The sequence below is a fragment of the Limimaricola variabilis genome, assembly GCF_034371605.1.
In the GTDB taxonomy this organism is placed as follows: domain Bacteria; phylum Pseudomonadota; class Alphaproteobacteria; order Rhodobacterales; family Rhodobacteraceae; genus Limimaricola; species Limimaricola variabilis.
This window is the reverse complement of record NZ_CP139695.1, coordinates 42,037-57,831: the sequence shown is the minus strand read 5'-3', so window position 1 is coordinate 57,831 and position 15,795 is coordinate 42,037. Positions and strand designations below refer to the sequence as shown.

The window sequence follows — 15,795 nt, the reverse complement described above, 5'->3', positions numbered from 1 at the left end:
CGAACGCGTCGCGTCTCAGATTAAAGGGCAACGCGACAGCTTTCCATTGAGGGCCTGATGAAACACGTCTGCTATTCACCGAGACAATTGAAAATGGGGCCATCCATCCTCATCTAAACTGAGAATTTTTCCTCATAACATGGGTTTGTCTGATGGCCCTCGATCGCGTTGATAAGGCGAGAAGCGCTGTCTCGACCTTCATGCGGGCCGAGGTTCTGGCCGCGCGCCTGGAGGCCATGGCCCGGGCCGAGCCCGAGGTCGGCAACCTGTGGCGCTCGGAGCTTGCGCTCGCCGAAGCCGTGGCGAGCGCCGGTCTTGAAGGCATCCGGATCTCCGAGGGCGACCTGTTGCCACGCATCGCGCAGAATGGAAGCCAAGATACGGATCCGACCGGCGCGGAACTGGCGCTGAGCCTGATCCGCGTTCTGAAGGCACCGGGCGATCCCCTTGCGCGGCCTGTCCAGACCATGCGGCGCTTTGAAAGGGCGGCAGGCACCGGAATGAAGCCCGGTATGGATCCGGGCGATGAGCTCGAAGGCCAACGGCTCGATGACGCCGAGATCGAAGGCATCTTCGCAGGGGTGGGTCCCGGCGACATGCCGATCCTGGCTGCGGCTCGGGCGGCAGCCAGCTATGCGGCGCTGTCACAGCGTGCCAACCCGATTGTCGAGAGGCTGATCTTCATGGCGGTCGACAGCAGCCTGCGGGGCCGGGTTGGGCGTGGAACCGACTTCGAGGACGTCCTGCGGGGTTTGTCGGGTCGGGTCGATGCGCACTGGGTCTCGCCGCCAGCGCTCGCGTTGAGCCACAGGCAGTTCCTGCCGTGGTCGCCTGGCAGCGAGGTGGGTCTCATGAATCTCGGCGTCGGTCTCGCACGGGTCTTCGAGGCGGAGATCGGGCGCTTCGCGCTTGCGCGTGATTGGCTGCGCCGCGGGCAGGAGGCGGCGAAGGGCAGGGGCGGGCGCTCGCGCATGACCGACGCGGTCCAGGCCTTCGCAACCGCACCGGTGCTGAGCTCGGCGCTACTTGCCGAATCGATCGGCGTGTCGATCCGCACCGCGCTGACCCTGCTGGGTGAAATGACGGATCTCGGTCTGCTGACGGAGATCACTGGCCGCCAGACGGCGCGGATCTGGGCAGTGCCAAGTCTGGGTGCGCGTCTGGCAGTGCGGCCGGTCAGGCGGGCTCGGCTACGGGCGCACGCTACCAAGCCGTCGGCCGAGCTGCGCGAAACCGCCCGCAACAACAGCCGGGATCAGAGAGAAGCCTCGGCGCAGGCAATTGAGCGCGCTTTCACTGATCTCGAGAAGGCGCTCAGCCTGGCGAATGCATTGCTGATCGCCACGCAGCGCCGAAGGTGACCGAGCCTACCGCCGCACGCGAGCAGGCCATCCCGCGCAACCGCAGTCACATGCTCGAAACCAAAAATGACAGCTTCCGCTTCAAGGTCAGCACAGAGGCGTCCACCCGAAGAAGGAGGGATTCCGCGCATGCCTTGACCCAACTCTTAACTGATCCGAATACCTCATAGGTAGGTCAGTTCTCGATGGCAAACCCGGGTCAGTTCTAGGTGGAAATTAACAAGTAGTTCTCAGGCCGCGACCGGAACGCGCTTCTTCGATGTTGCGATCGACAGACGGCCTTGGTCGACCTTCGGACTCTTCTTCTTAATCACGATATCGATGTCGCGACCGAGCTTGAGCAGCATCCGCAAGATCCTGTCGGACGTGATGCCTTCGAGCTTGCCGTTCATGATTTTGGAGACGTGAGACTGAGGAATGCCGAGGAGTTCTCCGGCGTCGCGCTGCGTCAGGTGACGATGCTTGATGATGGAGGCGACCTGAATCGCGAGCGCGGCCCTCAAACTCAGCTCTTCGGCGTCTTCGAGCCCAAGATCCGCGAAGACGTTGCCGGAGCTATCTGTGATTTCTTCCGTCATGGCAGTGGCCTCTTCTTGTAATCCGCCTCGGCGAGCTTGATCCGAGACTTGATCATTTCGATGTCCTTGGGCGGCGTCTTGATGCCCGTCTTCGATTTCTTCTGGAAAGCGTGCAGAACATACACGACCCCCTTCAGGCGGAGGAGGTAGACGCACCGGTAGGTGTCACCGTCATGGTCATCCACGATCTCCAAGACGCCGGAACCGACACCCTTGTAAGGCTTGGCGCTGCCGGCCTTCTGGCCTGCCTGCGCGAACCTCAAGGCGGTCCCGATGTCCTTCTTAACTTGGTCTGGGAAATCCTGAAGGTCCTTCAGCGAACTCCCGACCCAGCGACACGGCTTGACCGATGCCTCCTTTGTCTTGATACTCATTTATGTATATCCTGTCAATCTTCAAGCGGCCTGTTCCGGGCACATGTTGGCAGCTGCCAACGCGATACGCTCACTGGAAGGCGCGTGCATCCCGGGCGATGTGACGCGCCAGCTTCTCATTGATCGCAACGATCAGGCGCTCGAACCTGGCGAGAGCGTCCGGGGTGAGAACGTCCGCAGGCGACTGGCCTATCTTCTCGAGGAACAGCCGGGCAGGGCGGGTCTTGCTGAACTCTACGTCGACCCCCTTGAGGGCCTGCTCCATGCGCTTGGCAAGCCGCGGGATGCGATCGTTCACAGTGAGCTTCTTCTTCCCGATCTCGGGAGCATGGCTGTCGCGGACGAGCTTCTCGTAGATCAAGGCGTCGAGCAGGTCCTCGATGTCGGCATCCTTGGGGCGCACGTCCTCCTCAAACGCATCACCGATCGACAGGATGTTGTTCTCCCGAAGAACCTTGGTCTTCAGGAGGTCCTCCCGGGTCGAGAGCGCATCCTTCTCGTGGTCGAGCAGAACCAGCACGTTCAGGTTCTCCGAAGCCAGCAGCGCTGCCATGTAGGGGATCTTCTGGGCACCGCCGGCCGGCGTGATCGTCAGGCTCTCGTCGAGGCTCTGACGGCCTTGGGAGGCCAGGTATTCCGACACCGCCGACAGGATCCAGAAATCGGTCACGCCCTCGACGATCAGGTTGCTCCCGCCTACGAAGAGGCTTTGCGCCAGATCGTAGCCAAGGGCTGCCTGCAGGGGGAACAGGGTCTTCCGGTCGCCGGACGGGTTGTTCGTGACGGTGGTCCCGTCAGTTTCGGCGATGTTGACTGTCCGCACCCAGTCGAGGTGCTTGGTCGGCACCATGAATGGGGAGTGCGTGGTGTAGAGGATCTGGTTATCGAAGTCGTCCTCAAGGTGGATGAGCAGGTCGCCCTGGGACTTAGCGTGCAGGTAGAGCCCCGGCTCGTCGAGCAGCAGGATCGCGGTGTCCTTATCGCCGTTGTCGGTATCCGCCGCGAAAGCGGTGTAGAAGCTGAAGAACCACTGGAACCCGCGGCTGCGTTCATTGAGGTTCACGTCCACATCGAAGCTCTTCGCAGTGTCTGAGACGAAGGTGTGCAGGTCGTCGCCGTCGAGATTGAATCGAACCTTCACCTTCCGGTCGGTCCAGCGCTTCTGCAGCTCTCCAGAAACGACCGAACTGGCGCGGTTCGCGAGTTGGTTCCGTTGTTCAGTGTCCGACTTCTGAATCTCCTGCAGTCTAGTAGGGTCGAGACCAGCCACCTTGCAGAGCTTTTCGAAATTCTCGTCAGCGGTGTTCGCAGTGCCCTCAGCCTTGCGCTTGAGATACGCGGGGATGTTCTGGTGGCCGGGAATTTCCGGATAGTCGTCGAAGTAGACAAACAAGGGTAGGTGTTCCATCAGCCAACTCCGGGCTGTGGCATGTGCCTTTTCGTCTCCGGCAATCGCTTGGGCATTCTTCCGCAGGCTCGTAAGGACCTCTTCCTGCTTGTCGGTGAATTCTTCGTCGGCCTTGGCCAGTTCCGTCTGGAGGATATCGATCGCGGCAAGTGCGGCGGTTGCCCATGCCTGAGGATCCTCTTGAGGTGCGGCCGCGGCCTTGAATGTGTCGGCGGCCGCCTCGAGGACCGATTTTGCTGCGGCGTCCTCGACCCTGGTTGCAGCCGCTTTGACGCTAGCACCGATCTTCTGCACGGCCTTCTCGATGGCATCTTTTTCGAAGGGAAGGTCGTCGCGCGGAACAAATATGGTTCGCTTTGCACCGTAGAAGCGCGTGATCTTGATGGGTTCACTTGGCCGCGCACATGGCCAGATTTTGGAAATGTGGTCCTGCTCATGTTTATCCAGAATCCACGTTGTAACGGCAACCGGGGTATCCTCGCTGCATTGCTCAAGGCGCCTGTTCCGAGGGAAGTCCTTCACGCCATTCAGAGGCTGCAGACCTCCGACAGGGTTCACATGGGTCAGGGCCCGCAGGAGGTTCGACTTGCCGCTTTCGTTCCGCCCCAGGAGAGCTGTGATCCGGAAGGCTGAAATCTCGCCGCTGTCCTGGATAGAGCGGTAGTTCATGATCCGGAACGTGGACAGCTGCATGTCAAAACCTCGAGGAATGGTGAACGTTCTTAAGGGGATATTGGCCCGAAGCGGGATCACGGAAGTTGTAGGTCACAGCCTGCTCCGCACCTCCCGGAACAGCCTCTTGATTTCGCCGACGATCTCCGAGCTTGGCCGGTCGATTAGGCTGTTCCATGGATGGCTCCTTACATGGGTTCAGCATAACAGCACCCAATGTGGCACATTACGATGCCGGGAGCGGGAGCTATCCACTCTATCAGCGGCGCTTCCATTGGCAACTCGTTGACCATGGATTGAAGCTGGCCCCGCCGCGCACCTCCTTTTTGCGGATCAGACGACCTGCTTGTTGACCATTGAGCTATGGCTCAATTATGGCCAACAACAACGCGAAAACGCCGCCGCAAATGGTTGCGGCGGCGTCCAGTTTCCAGGCCACTCCAGTTATCGCCCGTCTGTAAGCGAAAACAGGACAAATCCGCCGATGCCGACTGCTGCGCTCAGGGCTTCGGGATGCCGAACTCCTCGGGCGACCGCTTGGCGAAGCCCGCCTCGTGCACGATCCAGGAGGAGGTCGAGCGATAGGCGTCGAGGAATGCCTCGGCCTCGGCGCCCGAGGCATTCATGATGCTGAAGCCGCGGTCCGCCATCAGCGCCTCGAACTCGGGACTGCGTGCGGCCTCGGCGAAAGCGTCTTGCAGCGTCGCAACGATATCGTCGGGGGTGCCGTCCTTGACGAACACGCCGAAGAACGGCCCCCAGGGCAGGTAGTCGGCCAGCCCCGGCAGGGTCTCGGTGATCGGGGCGACATCGGGAAGCAGAGGGTGGGTCTCGGTGTCGACGAGGCCGATCACCTTCATGCGGCCGGCGCGGATGCCCTCGATCGCCGCGCCGAGCACCGCCGGCATCACGTCGATCGCGCCGCCCTGCAGCGCGGTGAGCGCCGGGCCGTCGCCGTCATAGGGCACGCGGGTGAAGTCGAGCGGCACCTGGTTGGTCAGCATCGCCAGCACGATCGAGGTCAGGCCGCCCGGCCCGGTCGAGCCGACCTTGACCGCGCCGGGATTGGCTTCGGCATGGGCGATCAGGCCGGCCATGTCGTCATAGGGCGCGTCGTTGTTGGCGACGAAGATCGGGATGCCGCGGGCCAGCACGTTGATCGGCACCATGTCGTTGTAGTCGGTCTCGGCGAGGCCCAGCACCTTGTACATCTGCGGGTTCTCGGCGCCCATCAGCAGCGTGTAGCCATCGGACGGACGGGCCATCACGTGCTTCATCGCGATCGCGCCGACGCCGCCGGTGCGGTTGGTCAGCACCACCTTGCCGCCGAGGATCTCCTCGGCATGGGGCGTGACCGAGCGCATCACCGTGTCGGTCGAGCCGCCGGCCCCCCACTGGATCACGCCCTGGATCTCCTTTTCCGGGAATTCGGCCAGCGCCGGGGCGGCCATGGTCATCGCGGCCAGCGCCACGCCGATCAGGGTTGTCCTCATTTTCATCTTCTCCTCCTCCTTCGATGAATCGCTCAGGCCGCGCGCGACGGCGGCAGTGCCGCCCCCGCGAGCAGGTAATCGACCAGCCGCTCGGCCTCGGCCTCGAACATGCCGGCGCCGGTCATCGTGGCGCAGCCCAGCTCGCGCGCCGCCGCGACCATCGGCGAGACCTCGGGCCGGGTGATCGCGCAGGCCACGAACTGCCCGCGCCGCATCCGGGCCGGATCGGCCGGAAAGGGATCGCCGGGGCGCATGCCGCAGGGGCTGACATTGGCGATCAGGTCAAAGTCCGTAGGGTCGTCGGATCCGGGGCCGACCTGGCCCGGAAAGCGCGTTTCGAGCGCGGTGATGACCGCATCGCGCCGGGCTGCGTCGAGATCGGCGATAGCAAGAAAGGCGGCGCCGCGGGCAAGGATCTCGTGCGCCACAGCGGCGCCGGCGCCCCCGGCGCCGATCAGCAACGCCCGGCGCCCCTCGGGGTCGAAACCCCGGGCCGCGACCCCGTCCATGTAGCCCAGCCCGTCGAGATTGTCGCCGACGAGCTGGCCCTGCGCATCTTTGTGGATCACGTTGACCGAGCCTACAAAGCGGGCCCGCTCGCTGACCACGTCACAATGGTCGATCGCCGGGATCTTGTGCGGGATCGTCACCACCGCGCCGCCGATGTTCGGCACCGCGCGGATCGTGTCGAAGACCGCCGCGACCCGTGCCGCCGGCACCTGCATCGGCGGCACGATGGCGTTGACGCCGCGCCGGGCGAGGATCTCAGTGAGGTAACGCGGCGAGCGCACCTGCGCGACCGGATCGCCAATCACCGGGTAGAGGATGGTCTCGCCGTCAAGCTGCGGCATGGGAGGTCTCCTTGCTGGTTCGGGCGGCGCGGGCGGCGGCATGGCCGCCGGCGATCGCGCCGAAGACGAGGGCCGGGCCGAGGGTGATGCCGGGTCCCGGATAGGTGCCGCCCATGATCGACTGCATGTCGTTGCCGGCGGCGTAGAGCCCCTCGATCACCGTGCCGTCGGCGCGCAGCAGCCGGGCCGAGACGTCGGCGCGAAAGCCCAGGGCAGTGCCGATATCCGCCGGTTGCAGGCGGACGGCATAGAAGGGCGCGGTGGCGATTGGGCCGAGCGTCGGGTTCGGTTCGACGGCGGGATCGCCATTGTGGCGCTGATACGGGGTAGTGCCGCGCCCAAGGGCGGTATCCGTGCCCGATCGCGCGGCGGCGTTGATCTGCGCCACGCTCTCCTCGAGTGTCGCGGGCTCCGCGCCGATCCGTGCGGCCAGCTCGGCGATGTTGTCAGCGCGGATCAGGTAGCCGTCAGAGAGATAGGGGCCGAGCCTGTCGCCGCCGGGTCGCACCATGCCGAGACCATAGCGCCGGATCGCCGCCGCGTCGGCGACGATCCAGCCATGCGCGGTATCCGATCCGCCTTCGAGCATCGCCTGGCCGAACCGGTGGTAGGACAGCGTTTCGTTGACGAAGCGCCGCCCGCGCGCGTCGACGCAGACCGTGCCGGGCTTGGCGCGGTCGAGTACGAAATGCGGAAACACCGCCCGGCTGCCGTCGCGACGCGTGCGGATCGAGCAGGGCGCCCAAAAGGCGTTCTGCGCGCCCCCGGTGCCGTAGTGCGCGCCAAGCGCCTCGGCCATCGGGTGCAGCTCGGCGGTATGGCCCGGCGCGGCGGGGCTGTCGGGGCCGAGCGCCGCGGGCAGGTGCGCGGCGCGGCGGCGCGGATCGCGGCCGAAGCCGCCGGTGGCGAGGATCACCCCGCCACGCACTGCGATCCTCTCGGCCCCGCCCGGCCCGTCGAGCGCCAGCCCGGTGACCCGACCGGCATCGGAGATGATTTCGGCGACGCTTGTGTCGCGCCGGATCTCGACGCCCAGATCGGCGGCGCTGGCCAGCAGCCGGGCGACCAGCGCGTTGCCCATCACCAGCCGGGTATGGCGGCCGTGGCGCAGCCGATCGCGGCCGTAGCGCGCGACGATGCGCAGCGTGTGCATCATTGCCGACGGGCTGCGCCAGCGGGCCAGCAGCTGGGGGATGTCGGTGCGGTCGATGTTCATGCCGCCGAGAATGGTAAATTCGGGGATCGGCGGGCGGATCGCCTCACGCAGACGGCCCATCGGCCGCGTGTCGAAAGGCACCGGCTCGATCGCGCGGCCGTTAAGGGTCGCGTGCGGCGGCGCCCATTCGTAATCGGGGTGGCGTGGGCAGGGGCGGAAGGCGACTCGCGTCTCGGCCTCGAGGCGGGCGATGACGCCCGGCCCGGCATCGAGGAACGCCTCGCGCATTGCGCGGTCGCCATGGCCGCCGACCGCGCCGTCGAGAAAGGCCGAGACCCGCTCGCGGTCATCCTCCGGGTTGATCGCGCGGCCCGGCGCGCTCAGCGGCACCCAGACGGTGCCGCCAGACAGGGCGGAGGTGCCACCGATCAGGCCGGTCCGCTCGATCAGCACCACCGAGGCGCCGTCCAGAGCCGCAATCACTGCCGCGCACAGACCGGCGGCTCCGGACCCGACCACCGCGACATCGTATTGCCGCTCTTTCACATCCGCATCCATGCCCATCCTCCCCAGCGAATCGCTCCTTGCTACCACCTAATCAAAAAACGGAAAGTGATTCAAGTTTAGAAAATACTTCCAGTATGGGGCGATTTTCCGTATGGTGATTGCATGACGGTCAAGGAGGCGCCGATGAGCAGCGCGTTGGAAAAGGGGCTTTCGGTGGCGAGCTTTCTCGCCATGCGGCCCGACGGGGCATCGATCAGCGAGATCTCGCAGGCGCTCGGCCTGCCGCTTTCGGGGGTGCACAGGTTGCTCAAGGAGCTGGAAACGCTGGGCTATGTGCGGCAGGTGCGCGACCAGGGCGATTACGCGCTGTCGCTCAAGCTGGCGACGATCGGCCTGACCTTTCTCGCGCAGACCGGCATCCCGGATCTGAGCCAGCCGATTCTCGACCGGTTGGCGGCGCGCAGCGGCGAACTGGTCCGGCTGGCGCTGGCCGATGGCGAAGATCTGGCCTGGGTCGGCGTGGCGCAGGGCGCGACGTCGGGGCTGCGCTACGATCCCGGCGCCGAGCAGGGACAGGTGGTGCATCTGGCCTCGGCCGCGGGGGGGCACGCCTGGCTCTCGGCGATGAGCGACGAGGCAGCGGTCGCGGCGGTGATGCGCCAGGGGCTGGAACGCCCCGGCGCCGGCCCGGCGGCGCCGCGCAAGCTCGACGAGCTTATGCAGGCCATCGCCCGCGCCCGCGCGGCGGGTCACGCCATCTGCACCGACAGCTTCATCCCCGGCATGGCGGCGATCGCCATGTTGATCCGCCACCCCGACAGCGGCCTGCCGATCGGCACCGTGTCGATTGCCGGCCCGGCGGTGCGCGCCACGCCCGAGCGGCTCGAATCCATGGCGCCCGACCTCGCGGCGGCGGCGGAGGAGCTGTCACAGGCGAGCCGCGCGTCGCGGGCCTTCTCGCGCCATTTTCAGGCAGCTGATACGCGGCGGCGGGCATGAACGCGGCCGCGCCCGACCAGAAGCCGCCGATGACCGATGCGTGCGACCTCGTGGTCGTGGGCTCGGGGGCGGGCGGGCTGACCGCGGCGGTGGTCGCGGCCCGGCTCGGCCTGTCGGTGGCGGTGCTCGAGAAGGCCGGGCGCTTTGGCGGCACCACAGCCTGGTCGGGTGGCTGGCTCTGGGTGCCGGGCAACCCGCTGGCGCGGGAGGCTGGCATCGCGGAGGCGCCGGGCGCGCCGATGCGCTATCTGCGATCGGTGATGGGGCCGGCGGCGGACGAGGATCCGCGGATCGCGCGTTACCTCGAGACCGCGCCCGAGATGGTCGACTGGTTGCGCCGCCACGGCGCGATGGAATGGATCGACGGCAATTCGGTCCCGGATTTCCGCGACCTCGACGGGGCGGTCGCGGGCGGGCGCTCGGTCTGCGCGCGGCCCGTGGACGGGCGGTCGCTGGGGCCGCTGATCGACCGGCTGCGCCCGCCGCTCGGGGTGATCTCGCTGGCGGGGATGGGTCTCGCGGCGGGGGCCGACATGCGACATTTCTTCAACGCGACCCGGCGCCCGGCCTCGCTGCTGCATGTCGCGCGGCGGCTGGCGCGGCACGGGCGCGACCTGCTGCGGCACCGCCGCGCGATGCAGCTGGTGGGCGGCAACGCGCTCGCCGCGCGGCTGCTGCGCGCCGCCTCCGAGGCGGGCGTCGATCTGCGGGCCGGGACCGGCGTCGCCGATCTGCTGCGCGATGGCGCCCGGGTGACCGGCGTCCGGCTCGAGGATGGGCGCGAGCTGCGGGCGGCGCGCGGCGTGGTGCTCGCCACCGGCGGCTTTCCCCATGCGCCGGATCTGCAGGAGCGGCTCTTCGCCCCGGCGGCGGCGCGGGGGCACCGCTCGGCCGCGCCGCGCGAAAACACCGGCGCCGGGCTGCGGATGGCCGAGAGGGCGGGCGCGCGGCTGCGCAGCGACCTCGTGCATGGCGGTGCCTGGGCGCCGGTCTCGCTGGTGCCGGACGGGCAGGGCGGGCACTACCATTTCCCGCACCTGGTGGACCGCGCCCGGCCGGGGATCATCGCCGTGCGCGGCGCGGGCGAGCGGTTCTGCAACGAGGCCGGCAGCTACCACGCCTTCATGTCCGCGCTGTTCGAGGCGACGCCCGAGGGCGCGGCGGCGGAATGCTGGCTGATCGCCGATCACCGCGCGCAGCGGCGCTGGGGCCTGGGCTGGTCCAAGCCCTTTCCCTTCCCGCTCGCTCCCTATCGCCGGGCCGGCTACCTGGTGAGCGGCCGGACCCCGGCCGAGCTGGCGGCGCGCTGCGGGCTCGACGGCGAGGTGCTGACCGCGACCATCGCGCGGTTCAACGCCGCCGCGCAACGGGGTGACGATCCGTATTTCGGCCGTGGCCGCAATCGCTACGACCGGGTGCAGGGCGACCCCGAGCGCCGCCCCAACCCGACGCTGGGACCTTTGGAGCGCGGGCCGTTCCACGCGGTGCGGCTGGTGCCGGGCAGCCTCGGCACATTTGCCGGGCTCGATTGCGACGCCGAGGCGCGGGTGCGCGACGCGGCGGGCCGCCCGATCCCGGGGCTGTTCGCCGCCGGCAACGACATGGCCTCGATCTTCGGCGGCCACTACCCCTCGGGCGGGATCACCCTCGGCCCGGCCATGACCTTCGGATTCATCGCCGCCCATGCCGCCGCGAGGCGCGACGGCGCGGCCCCTGCCACCGCAAACGCGAGCGGAGACCTCCATGAAACTGTTTGAACTCGTCACCCTCAACACCGTGCTGTTCGGCGCGGCCAAGGCCGCGCCGGGGCTGCAGGCCTGGCTCGAGGCGCCGGAGGCGCGCGGCACGCTGCTGGGGGCCTGGGCCAGCGATGTCGGCCAGCTCAACGACGTGATCGTGCTGCGCGGCTTCGAGACAGCCGAGGAGCTGATCGGCGAACGCCAACGCGCCCGGCTCTCTGACGACCCGTTCGGCTGCAAGGAGCAGCTGCGCGGCTGGAGCGCGGACAGCTACCTGCCGCTCGACTTCACCCTGCCGGTGACACCGGGCGAGCATGGCCGCGTCTATGAGATCCGCAGCTACCGGCCTAGGCTCGACGGACTGGCGCCGACGATCGAGAAATGGCGCGCGGCGCTGCCGGTGCGGACCGAATACTCGCCGCTTTCGATCGCGATGTATTCGCTCGACGGGCCGACCCGGTTCACCCAGATCTGGCCCTACCCTTCGGCCGATGCCCGCGCCGAGATCCGGGGCCGGACGGTGGCCGACGGGGTCTGGCCGCCCAAAGGCGGGCCGGACTGGCTCACCGCCGAGATGACCTCCACCCTGGCGGCGCCGCTGCCCTTCTCGCCGCTGCGCTAAGATGGCCATGACCCATCGCCTGTCGCTCGCGCATCTGACCGCGCCCGAGCTCGCGCCGCCCGAGATGGTCCGGGTCGCGGCCGATCACGGCTTCGACCATGTCGGGCTGCGGCTGCTGCCGGCCGCCGATGACGGGCCCTATCCGCTGCTGACCGATGCCGCGCTGGCGCGCGAGACGCGGGCGGCGATGCGCGACACCGGGGTGACCCTCGCCGATGTCGAGATCGTGCGGATCGGACCCGGCTTCGACCCGCGCCGGGTCGAGGGGCTGCTGGCGCGCGGCCGCGAGCTGGGGGCGCGCCACGTGCTGGTCGCCGGGGACGACACGGATCGGGCGCGGCTGATCGACGGCTTTGGCCGGCTGTGCGACCTGGCGCGGTCGCACGAGCTGACGGCGGATCTGGAGTTCATGCCCTGGACCGCCGTGCCGGACATCGCCGCCGCCGCCGAGGTGCTGCGCGCGGTGGCGCATCCGGCGGCGGGGCTGCTGATCGACGCGCTGCATTATCACCGGGCGGGCGGCACGCCCGAAGCGGTGGCGGCGCTGCCGCGCGACTGGCTGCATTACGCCCAGCTCTGCGACGCGCCGGCGGCGTTCGACCCCGCGCCCGAGGCGCTGATCGCGCTGGCGCGTGGCGACCGGATGATGCCCGGCACGGGCGGGATCGACCTCGCGGCGCTGATCGCCGCCCTGCCCGCTGACATCGTGTTCAGCGTCGAGGTGCCGCAGCTGGCCCGACAGGGCGTGGTGCCGGCGGAAGACCGGGTGCAAGAGGCGTTCGAGGCGGCGTGTCGGCTGCTCGGCTGACGCACCCGAGAGCAAGGGGGAGGAGACCCATGCACGATCCATCGAAGAGGATGCCCGGCGAGACCGCCTTTGCGGTGGTGCTCGTGGCATTGAGCGGCTTTCTGTTGTGGCAGGCCTATCTGATCGCGGGGTTCGAGGCGCTGTCCTCGCCTGGCGCGTTTCCGATGGCGGCGGCCTTCGCGATGCTGGTGTCGTCGCTGGCGATCCTGGTCAAGACGCTGCAGCTGCGCGAACGCGCGGCGCTGCGGTTCTTCTCGGACGTGACGCCGCCGGTGATCCTGGCGATGTTCGCGATGATGCTGGGCTACGCCCTGCTTCTGAAGCCGCTGGGCTTCCTGCCGACCTCGCTGCTGTTCCTGACCGTGTCGATCTTCGCGCTGCGGCGCCGGGGGCTGTTATGGTCCTTCGGCATCTCGCTGGCGTCGCTGGCGCTGGTCTACGTGATCTTCCGGCTGGTGTTCACCGTTCTGATGCCGTCGGGGATCGTACCTGAGGGCGAGATATTGGCTTGGCTCGGCAACCTGTTTTCCGGGGAGGAGGCCCAATGATCGAGGCTCTGCAATTCTTCCTGATCTCCTGGCTCGACCTGAAACTCCTCGGGCTGGTGGCCTTGGGCACTTTCGCCGGCATCTACGTGGGCGCGATACCGGGCCTGTCGGTGACGATGGCGGTGTCGATCCTGATCTCCTTCACCTTCGCCTGGGACGTCTACCCGGCGCTGTGCCTGATGGTCGGCATCTACATGGGCGGGGTCTATGGCGGCTCGCGCACGGCGATCCTGCTGAACATCCCCGGCGCGCCCTCGGCGATCGCCACCGCGCTCGACGGCTACCCGCTGGCGCAGAAGGGGCAGGCCGGCGAGGCGATCGGCCTGTCGACGGTGATGTCCTTCGTCGGCGGCTTCATCGGCATCGGCGTGCTGGCGGTGGCCGCGCCGTTCGTGTCGGAGTTCGCGCTGACCTTCCAGCCGCGCGACTACATGCTGCTGGCAATCCTTGGCATCCTGCTGGTCGGGTCACTCTCGGGAGAGAGCCTGCTCAAGGGTGTCTTCGCCGGCAGCCTCGGCCTTCTGATCGGGGCGGTGGGGCTCGATCCGCTGACCGCGCAGGAGCGTTTCACCTTCGGCGTGGTCGAGCTCTGGGGCGGCATCTCCTTCATCGCGGTGATGATCGGCCTGTTCGGCGTCTCCGAAGCGCTGATGCAACTGCACCACATCGACAAGGCAGCGGTCAAACAGACCATCGGCCGAATTGTCCCTTCATGGGGCGCGATCTGGAAGTATCTGCCCCTCTCGATGCAGACCTCGTCGATCGGGGTGATCATCGGCGCGCTGCCGGGCACGGGTGGCGACATCGCCGCGCTGATGGCCTATGACCACGCCAAGCGGATCACCAAGCACCCCGAGGTGCCCTTCGGCGAGGGCGCGCAGGAGGGGCTGGTCGCGCCCGAGACCGCCAACAACGCCGCCGTGGGCGGCGCCTTCATCCCGATGCTGACGCTGGGCATCCCCGGCGACGCGGTGACCGCGATCATCATCGGCGCGATGTTCATCCACGGCCTGAACCCCGGCCCGATGCTGATGATCGAGCAGCCGCAGATGTTCTGGTTCATCACCGGGGCGCTGGTGCTCGCCAACATCTTCATGCTGGTCTTCGGCCTGACCGGCATCCGGCTGTTCACCAAGATCGTCGAGATGCCGCGCACGGTGCTGATCCCGCTGATCCTGCTGTTGTCGATCGTCGGCGCCTACGCGGTCAACAACTCGATCACCGACGTCTACTGGATGCTGCTGTTCGGCGCCTTCGGCTACCTGCTCAAGACCTATGGCTACCAGGTCGGCCCGGTGATCCTCGGCGTGATCCTGAGCCGGCTGATCGACGAGAACTGGCGCCGGGCGATCATCTCCGAGCAGGAGGATCTGGGCGCGCTGTTCGCGGGCATCCTCACCAGCCCGCTGTCGCTGGTGCTGTTCGGGGCGGTGGTGTTCATCTTCCTGAGCCAGACCCCGCTCTGGACCGGGCTGCGCGGGCGCTTCGGCACCCGCCGCGCCAAGGGCGACGGGGTATGAGCGCGCCCGCCATCGCCGTGCTCGGCGCCGGCCGGATCGGCCGGCGCCACGCCGAGCTGATCGCCGCCTCCGGCACGGCGCGGCTCGCCGGGATCGCCGATCCCTCGCCACAGGCCGGGGCGCTCGCCGCCGAACTGGGCTGCGCCCATCATGACGGCCTCGCAGCACTGCTGGAGGCCGGGCCCGACGGGGTGGTGATCGCCACGCCCAACGGGATGCACGCCGAGAACGCGCTCGACTGCATCGCCGCCGGCGTGCCGGTGCTGGTCGAGAAGCCGCTGGCCGCGACGCTCGAGGATGCGCGCCGGATCGTGACGGCCGCCGAGGCGGCCGGGGTGCCGATGCTGGCGGGCCATCACCGCCGCCACAACCCGCGCGTCAGGGCCGCCGCTGAGGCGATCGGGTCGGGGCGGATCGGAAGGGTGGTGGCCGCGCATGGCTTCACCTGGCTGATGAAGCCCGCCGACTACTTTGCCCCCGACTGGCGGCGGGCCGAGGGAGCGGGGCCGGTGCTGACCAACCTCGTCCATGACATCGACCTGATGCGGCTTCTGTGCGGCGACATCGTCGCGGTGCAGGCCCAGGCCTCGGACGCGGTGCGCGGCCACGCGGTCGAGGACAGCGCCGTGGTCACGCTGCGCTTCGCGAGCGGCGCGCTCGGCACGATGACCGTCTCGGACACCGCCGCCGGGCCGTGGAGCTGGGAGCTGACCGCGGCCGAGAACCCGGAATATCCGGCGACCGACCAGAGCTGCTACCGGATCGCGGGCACCGAGGGGGCGCTGGAGCTGCCGAACCTGCGGCTGTGGCGCCATGACGGCGCGCCGTCATGGTTCGCGGCCCTTGAGGTCGAGACGCTGGAGACAAGCGACGCCGACCCGCTCGCCCTGCAGATCGAGCACTTCGCCCAAGTGATCGCCGGCGCCGCGCCGCGCGTCACCGCCCGCGACGGGCTGATGGCGCTCGAGGTCGCCTCCGCCGTGCGCCGCGCCGCCCGATCCGGCACCACCATCACCCTGACGAAAGACCCCGCGCCATGACCGACGCGACCGCCCCCCTGCGCCTCGGGCTGATCGGAGACAACATCCGCGCCTCGCGCTCGCCGCTGCTACTCACATGAGAGCTTTCCACTTATCGCTGATTGGCAGCTCGATGAAAT

General features: G+C 68.0%; 14 protein-coding genes. 8 read left to right on the top strand and 6 right to left on the bottom strand.

Features of this window, described 5'->3' with window-relative positions; genetic code table 11:
* The first annotated feature begins 152 nt into the window (after positions 1–152).
* Positions 153–1,361 carry a hypothetical protein gene (locus T8T21_RS19685; protein WP_322338276.1) on the top strand — a complete coding sequence of 403 codons (1,209 nt, stop codon included), beginning with the start codon at positions 153–155 and terminating at the stop codon, positions 1,359–1,361.
* Between the two features lie 230 nt (positions 1,362–1,591).
* Here T8T21_RS19685 and T8T21_RS19680 read toward each other — a convergent pair whose 3' ends face one another.
* The 6 genes from T8T21_RS19680 to T8T21_RS19655 all read right to left on the bottom strand — a co-directional run bounded on the left by T8T21_RS19680 (position 1,592) and on the right by T8T21_RS19655 (position 8,451).
* The gene (locus tag T8T21_RS19680) at positions 1,592–1,939 is read right to left on the bottom strand and encodes a helix-turn-helix domain-containing protein (protein WP_322338275.1); all 348 of its coding nucleotides are present in this window, start codon (positions 1,937–1,939) and stop codon (positions 1,592–1,594) included.
* Entirely contained in the window at positions 1,936–2,313 is a 378-nt protein-coding gene (locus T8T21_RS19675; protein WP_322338274.1) for a type II toxin-antitoxin system RelE/ParE family toxin, read from the bottom strand. Before T8T21_RS19675 ends, T8T21_RS19680 begins: the two co-directional genes overlap by 4 nt.
* A 70-nt stretch (positions 2,314–2,383) precedes the next feature.
* Positions 2,384–4,414 carry an AAA family ATPase gene (locus T8T21_RS19670; protein WP_322338273.1) on the bottom strand — a complete coding sequence of 677 codons (2,031 nt, stop codon included), beginning with the start codon at positions 4,412–4,414 and terminating at the stop codon, positions 2,384–2,386.
* A gap of 479 nt (positions 4,415–4,893) precedes the next feature.
* The gene (locus T8T21_RS19665; protein ID WP_322338283.1) at positions 4,894–5,886 is read right to left on the bottom strand and encodes a tripartite tricarboxylate transporter substrate binding protein; all 993 of its coding nucleotides are present in this window, start codon (positions 5,884–5,886) and stop codon (positions 4,894–4,896) included.
* Positions 5,887–5,918: 32 nt separating this feature from the next.
* On the bottom strand, positions 5,919–6,737 hold the full coding sequence (locus T8T21_RS19660; protein WP_322338272.1) for a shikimate dehydrogenase family protein: 819 nt from the start codon (positions 6,735–6,737) through the stop codon (positions 5,919–5,921).
* Positions 6,724–8,451, bottom strand: coding sequence for an FAD-dependent oxidoreductase (locus tag T8T21_RS19655; RefSeq protein ID WP_322338271.1), 1,728 nt, complete (start codon positions 8,449–8,451; stop codon positions 6,724–6,726). Before T8T21_RS19655 ends, T8T21_RS19660 begins: the two co-directional genes overlap by 14 nt.
* A 132-nt stretch (positions 8,452–8,583) precedes the next feature.
* Here T8T21_RS19655 and T8T21_RS19650 point away from each other — a divergent pair, with 132 nt between their 5' ends.
* The 7 genes from T8T21_RS19650 to T8T21_RS19620 are packed head-to-tail and all read left to right on the top strand — an operon-like array spanning position 8,584 to position 15,676.
* Positions 8,584–9,399: an IclR family transcriptional regulator gene (locus T8T21_RS19650; protein WP_322338270.1), complete on the top strand. Its 816-nt coding sequence runs from the start codon at positions 8,584–8,586 to the stop codon at positions 9,397–9,399.
* Complete coding sequence (locus tag T8T21_RS19645) at positions 9,396–11,156, top strand: FAD-dependent oxidoreductase (RefSeq protein WP_322338269.1); 1,761 nt, start codon at positions 9,396–9,398, stop codon at positions 11,154–11,156. Before T8T21_RS19650 ends, T8T21_RS19645 begins: the two co-directional genes overlap by 4 nt.
* Entirely contained in the window at positions 11,143–11,760 is a 618-nt protein-coding gene (locus T8T21_RS19640) for an NIPSNAP family protein (RefSeq protein WP_322338268.1), read from the top strand. Before T8T21_RS19645 ends, T8T21_RS19640 begins: the two co-directional genes overlap by 14 nt.
* A gap of 7 nt (positions 11,761–11,767) precedes the next feature.
* On the top strand, positions 11,768–12,568 hold the full coding sequence (locus T8T21_RS19635) for a sugar phosphate isomerase/epimerase family protein (protein ID WP_322338267.1): 801 nt from the start codon (positions 11,768–11,770) through the stop codon (positions 12,566–12,568).
* A gap of 29 nt (positions 12,569–12,597) precedes the next feature.
* On the top strand, positions 12,598–13,116 hold the full coding sequence (locus T8T21_RS19630; protein WP_322338266.1) for a tripartite tricarboxylate transporter TctB family protein: 519 nt from the start codon (positions 12,598–12,600) through the stop codon (positions 13,114–13,116).
* Positions 13,113–14,636 carry a tripartite tricarboxylate transporter permease gene (locus tag T8T21_RS19625; protein WP_322338265.1) on the top strand — a complete coding sequence of 508 codons (1,524 nt, stop codon included), beginning with the start codon at positions 13,113–13,115 and terminating at the stop codon, positions 14,634–14,636. The genes T8T21_RS19630 and T8T21_RS19625 overlap by 4 nt, the downstream gene beginning before the upstream one ends.
* The gene (locus T8T21_RS19620) at positions 14,633–15,676 is read left to right on the top strand and encodes a Gfo/Idh/MocA family protein (protein ID WP_322338264.1); all 1,044 of its coding nucleotides are present in this window, start codon (positions 14,633–14,635) and stop codon (positions 15,674–15,676) included. Before T8T21_RS19625 ends, T8T21_RS19620 begins: the two co-directional genes overlap by 4 nt.
* Positions 15,677–15,795: the final 119 nt, after the last annotated feature.

Excerpts from the sequence above, each read along its gene's own strand:
- T8T21_RS19685 (WP_322338276.1), top strand. The coding sequence starts at position 153 with ATGGCCCTCGATCGCGTTGATAAGGCGAGAAGCGCTGTCTCGACCTTC.
- T8T21_RS19680 (WP_322338275.1), bottom strand. The coding sequence starts at position 1,939 with ATGACGGAAGAAATCACAGATAGCTCCGGCAACGTCTTCGCGGATCTT.
- T8T21_RS19675 (WP_322338274.1), bottom strand. The coding sequence starts at position 2,313 with ATGAGTATCAAGACAAAGGAGGCATCGGTCAAGCCGTGTCGCTGGGTC.
- T8T21_RS19670 (WP_322338273.1), bottom strand. The coding sequence starts at position 4,414 with ATGCAGCTGTCCACGTTCCGGATCATGAACTACCGCTCTATCCAGGAC.
- T8T21_RS19665 (WP_322338283.1), bottom strand. The coding sequence starts at position 5,886 with ATGAGGACAACCCTGATCGGCGTGGCGCTGGCCGCGATGACCATGGCC.
- T8T21_RS19660 (WP_322338272.1), bottom strand. The coding sequence starts at position 6,737 with ATGCCGCAGCTTGACGGCGAGACCATCCTCTACCCGGTGATTGGCGAT.
- T8T21_RS19655 (WP_322338271.1), bottom strand. The coding sequence starts at position 8,451 with ATGGATGCGGATGTGAAAGAGCGGCAATACGATGTCGCGGTGGTCGGG.
- T8T21_RS19650 (WP_322338270.1), top strand. The coding sequence starts at position 8,584 with ATGAGCAGCGCGTTGGAAAAGGGGCTTTCGGTGGCGAGCTTTCTCGCC.
- T8T21_RS19645 (WP_322338269.1), top strand. The coding sequence starts at position 9,396 with ATGAACGCGGCCGCGCCCGACCAGAAGCCGCCGATGACCGATGCGTGC.
- T8T21_RS19640 (WP_322338268.1), top strand. The coding sequence starts at position 11,143 with ATGAAACTGTTTGAACTCGTCACCCTCAACACCGTGCTGTTCGGCGCG.
- T8T21_RS19635 (WP_322338267.1), top strand. The coding sequence starts at position 11,768 with ATGACCCATCGCCTGTCGCTCGCGCATCTGACCGCGCCCGAGCTCGCG.
- T8T21_RS19630 (WP_322338266.1), top strand. The coding sequence starts at position 12,598 with ATGCACGATCCATCGAAGAGGATGCCCGGCGAGACCGCCTTTGCGGTG.
- T8T21_RS19625 (WP_322338265.1), top strand. The coding sequence starts at position 13,113 with ATGATCGAGGCTCTGCAATTCTTCCTGATCTCCTGGCTCGACCTGAAA.
- T8T21_RS19620 (WP_322338264.1), top strand. The coding sequence starts at position 14,633 with ATGAGCGCGCCCGCCATCGCCGTGCTCGGCGCCGGCCGGATCGGCCGG.